The sequence below is a fragment of the Streptomyces niveiscabiei genome (assembly GCF_001419795.1).
GTDB classification, from domain to species: domain Bacteria; phylum Actinomycetota; class Actinomycetes; order Streptomycetales; family Streptomycetaceae; genus Streptomyces; species Streptomyces niveiscabiei.
This window is the reverse complement of the sequence record NZ_LIRL01000947.1, coordinates 1-4790: the sequence shown is the minus strand read 5'-3', so window position 1 is coordinate 4790 and position 4790 is coordinate 1. Positions and strand designations below refer to the sequence as shown.

The following is a 4790-nucleotide window of genomic DNA, read 5'->3' as shown; positions in this document are numbered from 1 at the left end:
GCCCATGCCCGGCAACGTCCCCCCGAACCAAGGCCCCGGCCCTTCCTGAACGCGTGAAGGCCACCGCGTCCTGTCGCGCCCGCTGAGCACGGCACCCCAGCCGACGCCCACCAGGAGGCGGCGGCCTCTTGCGAACCCCTCACCCTCCCCGAACCGATCCTTACCTTCTACGGTCCTCACCGGCGGGGACCGGACACCCGAGCCCCTCCTGAACCCCACCCGGCACCTCCGCGTATCCGGAATCGGAAACACCTCCGCGAATACTTCACACCCGCAAGCCGATCAGCTCGGAACACCCATCCTGATTCTCTTACCGAGTTGCTAACTTGTACCGGAGCCCGGGGACGCGTGGCCACGTGAGTGGTGCCGTACGGAGGACAGCCGCGGCGGCGAGCCGCACACGGGGAAGGTGGCGGGCCGATGGCCTGGGACGAGTGGGAGCAGCTGAAGGCGGGTGCGCTGGAGCGACAGGGCTCCGGGATGCAGCTGAACGGCGTGGACAACGGCACGGGCCGGCAGGGCGACGCGCCGGCGACGCCGGATTCGTACGGCGTCCTCGCGGTCTCCCAGAAAGACCTCGCCGCGATCGGCAAGTCCGCGCACACCCTCTTCGACGACCTCTGGAACAAGGCCCGCGTCTCGGTGCCGTCCAGCGACTCCGCGGCGACCGACCTCACCCAGCAGGGCTTCGCCCTCGGCGGCGCGCTCCAGCACGTGTCGAACCGCTGGGAGGCCCAGCTCAAGTCCCTGATGGACGCGTGCTCGCACATCTCGAACCACATGCACGTGACGAAGAAGCTGCACGCGGGGGACGACGACTACATCGCGCGGATGGCCAGCAGCATCAGCGTCCTGGACGCCGGCTTCGACGAACGGGTCGGTGCCCCGGGCGCCCCCAACCCCGTCTACGGCGAGCCGAAGAAGAAGGAGTGAGGAGCGGCGTACTCCCGGACGGCCCGGCCGTCCCGCTCCGCCGCCGACCGATCTCCTCACCCAGGAATGGCCCCTCGTGAAATTCGACGCCCTCTACCACGCCAACTTCGCCCTCCTCTCCGACGCCGTCACCGACTGGGGCACCCTCGTCCACAGCCTCGAACAGCTCCAGAAGGACGCGGAGGACGGCCTGCACAAGGCTGCCAACAAGGCCAACTGGGCCGGCGTGAACTCCCAGGTCAGCAGGGAGTTCATCGGCAAGACGGCCGGCGAGTTCGCCGACGCCCACACTCAGGCGAACAGCATCTACCGGATCCTGAACGACACCCTCGGTGAACTCAAGGGCTTCCACCAGCAGTTGACGACGGCCGTGGAGGGCGCCCGCACCAAGGGCTTCACCGTCCTCCCCTCCGGCGACGGCTTCATGGTCACCCTGACGACCCGCCCCCAGGACCCCGCCGGCAAGGAACCCGACCGCACGGCCGAGATGACCGCCGTCCGCGACGACATCCAGAAGATCCTCAACCAGGCCTCCACGAGCGACAGTTCAGCCGCCACCGTCCTCAAGGCCCTCGTGGATCAGAGCGAGTTGGGTTTCTCGGGCGCCGACTACAAGGACCGGGACTCCGCGGCGAAGGCCATCGCTGACGCCGAGGCAGCGGCGAAGATCCTCAAGAAGAATCCGCACGACGTCACGAACACCGAACTGGCGTCGCTCAATTCGACCTTGGCCAAGTACAAGAACGACCCTCTCTTCTCCGAGAGGTTCGCCACCGAGGCCGGTCCCAAGAAGCTCCTCACTTTCTATGCCGGTATCGCCGATCCTTATCAGGGTACGTACGACCCGGCGCGGAGCGAACAGGCCAAGCAGCTCCAGAAGAACCTCGGAATCACCATCGGGCGGGCCACACTCTCCGACAGCGTCGCGATGCACGAGTGGAAACGGGACATGATCGGCCTCGGTCAGAACCAGCTCGGCATCGATGATGCGAGTAACCCGACAGGTTTCGTCGTCATGAGTAATCTCATGCGTTTTGGCGACTACGACGACCGATTCCTGAACCAGTACGGTGACGCGCTTCTCTCCTACGACAAGCAGGTCAACGGAGAGGGCATCAGCCTGTGGGTCAACAACGCCAACCAGAGCGATCTCAACTATTGGGACTACAAGAATGACCGAGGGCGAGACCCGGTGACGGGTTTCCTCGAAGCGCTCGGACACAACCCAGGTGCCTCGACAGAATTCTTCGATCAGCCGGACAACAAGCCCGGTGAACTCGACGATAAATCCAGCCTGAACGAACATCTGACATACCTGACGAAAGACCGTGTCTGGGTGTCCGACGCCACGCTCGGCGGCGACAATGATTATGTGGCGGGCCGTAAGGCGCTGGGGCACGCTCTTGAGGCTGCGACAACCGGATATCCGTTTGATGCGACTGCGGAAGCCGTTAAATCCGGAGGCGAACAGCGCACGGCAGAAACAGCTGGCGTCATGGAGCAGATCGCTTACCTGTACAGCAGTAACGAAGGTCGCGATATGTTCCACAAGCAGCCTGAGATGGCTGAGAGCATGGGCAAGATCGCCGGTGCGTACATCGACGACATCAACTACAACCTCTCGGGTCTAGGCAATCACGCACGTGACGCTGGAGATTTTCCACCGGCTTATGCGGGTCAGCGCACTGAATTTGGAAACCAGGGTGCGATTGATTTCCTCAGCGTGCTCGGCCAGAACGAGAAATCTCATGCGGTTGTTGTATCGGCGCAGCACCTGTACACCGCGAGCTTGTTGGACGCGAATCCGCCGACGAACGCCTCCAATTATGGCCATGGCGCGGATGCCCTCCTCATGGAAGCACAAGCCAGGGGAATTCTTGATCACTCTCGAGTTCAGCAGGCAGCGGCTGACTATGGTGCCGATTCCGAAGACGCCAACAAGTCCCTTGCGCGATCTGCTGACTGGGGCAAGCTCATTGCTGGCACTGCGGTTGGCGTTGGGGTTGCCGCTCTTCCTGTTCCTGGAGCAGCGGCAGCAGGCGTGGCGATTGCGCCGATTGCCGCAGACTTTGGTGGGGAGGTGGTGAATACTATCATCGGCCATGAGATCGATAAGGCGGTTGATGATGCGGAGTCGAAGCCGGGAGAAAAGGCTCAAGTCACCAGCCGCGAGTTCTTCGAGAAAGGGGTCGATGATATCGGGGAAAATTACGAGAGTTACCTCGCTGGCCATGTCGAGGCCAAAGAGAAAGCGGATTCTGATCAATTGGTCGAACAAATCAGGACAAACTATGAGGCGACAGGTCCTGGGCAGAACAAACTTCGCGGAAGGGCTCCGTATGAGGATTGAGAAGCCGTCGATGCTTTTTCGGCGTCACGCTTTTGGTTCGCGGCACCGAATGGTTGCCCTCGCCGTAGGTGTGGCGCTCTCGCTGTGTGGTTGCACCGAGGCGTCGGAGGGAAAGAAGCCGACGGGTGTGTCGGCGGAGCAGGTTTGCGACGGAGCCCTGGATGCGGAAGGGGCAGGGGCGTTGATGCGCCTTTCAGGTGCTGAGAATTTTGAAGAGCTTTCCGGAGAGAATGATGCGGGCGAGCCTAATAAGTTCTCTTTGGTCAGGGCTGCCAGGCACTTGCATGACAGAGTTGGTGTGAGGAGTAGTTGCAAGATTTACAGGGCGGGTAGTGGTGACTTCCCTGTTGTGGCTATCGATTTCGTGGCATCCGAGTATTCGTTGAAGCCATCGGACGGGCAACGCCCTGAAACGCTTCTCTTTGATGTCGGCGATTATGCCGCTGTGTCGAAAAACGGGGCTTTGCTCTACTTCAAGTGCGCAACTAAAGGGAGTGCGGGGTCGTTTATTGGTGATACTTCTTATGTGAAGGGGGAGATGACGTCTACGTCACTTGGTGATCGCGACCCTAGGGATCGAATGGCGATTCTCAACTCGCTGGCTCGTGCGGTTGCTGAAGAAGTGGGCTGTGCCGCTGAAGCGAATCTCCCGGTCAAGGTTCCCTCGCCCTCTGCTTGATGTCGCAGTGCTGCTCAGAGCCTTGTCCCATAAAGTCGGAGAACGTGAAGGCCGAGAGTGGAGAAACGAAGGCTGATGGACGCTCAGGTGTTCGCTGACGGGCGGTCGGATCCGGAGGCCATGAAGGCGCTGATCGCGTCGTACATCAAGGGCCTTGAGGCGTCTGCTGAATGCGGTTGATCAGCTTGTTCTGTCATTGCCTGCTGGAGATGGCGAAGCCGTCGATCGCCATGTAGATCATCAGGCCGGCCAGGAGGACGAACAGGATGCGGACCGTGATGAAGGCCGAGTCGGGGAGTTCCTCGCCCCGAGGGTTGAACCGGGCCCGCCAGGCGCGTACGCGGTCCGTCTTGACGCAGGCCATCAGTAGAAGCACCGCGGCCAGGACCAGTCCGATGACGCTGAGCTGGTCGAGTGCGTTCATGCCGTTCTCTCCTGAAGTCTGACGCCGTTGGGGGGGAACTCCGCTCAAGAGTCTGCCGTGGGGGAGCGGTCGGGCGCCAGGGGCGGCGGTCCTGACCGGATCTGATGGATTTACTGGGGCTTGGTGGTTGTGGGGGACTGGAAGGGGCGGTGCGGTGTGTTTACGTGGTGACAGGTCGTTCCGGGAGTGTTGTCACGGAGGTGGGTGGCCATGGGTGGTGCCGCTGTGCGGCTGGTGGCGGCGTTGGAGTCGGTGATGGGGGAGGAGGTACCGGTCAGGATCCGGGCTTGGGACGGGTCCGTGGCCGGGAAGGAGGGGGCGCCCACGCTGGTGGTGCGGAATCGGCGGGCCCTGCGGAGGCTGTTGTTCAAGCCGGGGGAGCTGGGGCTGGCGCGGGCCTGGGT

4 protein-coding genes and 1 pseudogene are annotated in these 4790 nt (G+C 62.3%); 4 read left to right on the top strand and 1 reads right to left on the bottom strand.

All coding sequences use genetic code 11. The features are described 5' to 3' along the window. Positions 1-420 precede the first annotated feature (420 nt). From AOK24_RS37570 to AOK24_RS48895, 3 genes are all read left to right on the top strand, one after another. Positions 421-933 carry a hypothetical protein gene (locus AOK24_RS37570; RefSeq protein ID WP_055724426.1) on the top strand — a complete coding sequence of 171 codons (513 nt, stop codon included), beginning with the start codon at positions 421-423 and terminating at the stop codon, positions 931-933. Between the two features lie 76 nt (positions 934-1009). Further along, positions 1010-3283 carry a hypothetical protein gene (locus AOK24_RS37565; RefSeq protein ID WP_055724425.1) on the top strand — a complete coding sequence of 758 codons (2274 nt, stop codon included), beginning with the start codon at positions 1010-1012 and terminating at the stop codon, positions 3281-3283. Continuing rightward, a complete protein-coding gene (locus AOK24_RS48895) occupies positions 3273-3962 on the top strand; it encodes a hypothetical protein (RefSeq protein ID WP_159052128.1) in 690 nt (229 codons plus the stop codon). The genes AOK24_RS37565 and AOK24_RS48895 overlap by 11 nt, the downstream gene beginning before the upstream one ends. A gap of 193 nt (positions 3963-4155) precedes the next feature. On the opposite strand, the gene AOK24_RS37560 is transcribed toward AOK24_RS48895, so the two are convergent. Next, positions 4156-4386 (bottom strand): hypothetical protein, encoded by a 231-nt coding sequence (locus AOK24_RS37560; RefSeq protein WP_055724424.1) that lies wholly within the window; start codon positions 4384-4386, stop codon positions 4156-4158. A 210-nt stretch (positions 4387-4596) separates the two neighbouring features. Between AOK24_RS37560 and AOK24_RS37555 the strand changes: the two are divergent. Beyond that, positions 4597-4790 (top strand): annotated as a pseudogene (locus tag AOK24_RS37555) (SAM-dependent methyltransferase); the annotation flags it as partial.

Bases quoted from the DNA above. Each gene is read 5' to 3' on its own strand.
- AOK24_RS37570 (WP_055724426.1), top strand. From the start codon at position 421: ATGGCCTGGGACGAGTGGGAGCAGCTGAAGGCGGGTGCGCTGGAGCGA.
- AOK24_RS48895 (WP_159052128.1), top strand. From the start codon at position 3,273: ATGAGGATTGAGAAGCCGTCGATGCTTTTTCGGCGTCACGCTTTTGGT.
- AOK24_RS37560 (WP_055724424.1), bottom strand. From the start codon at position 4,386: ATGAACGCACTCGACCAGCTCAGCGTCATCGGACTGGTCCTGGCCGCG.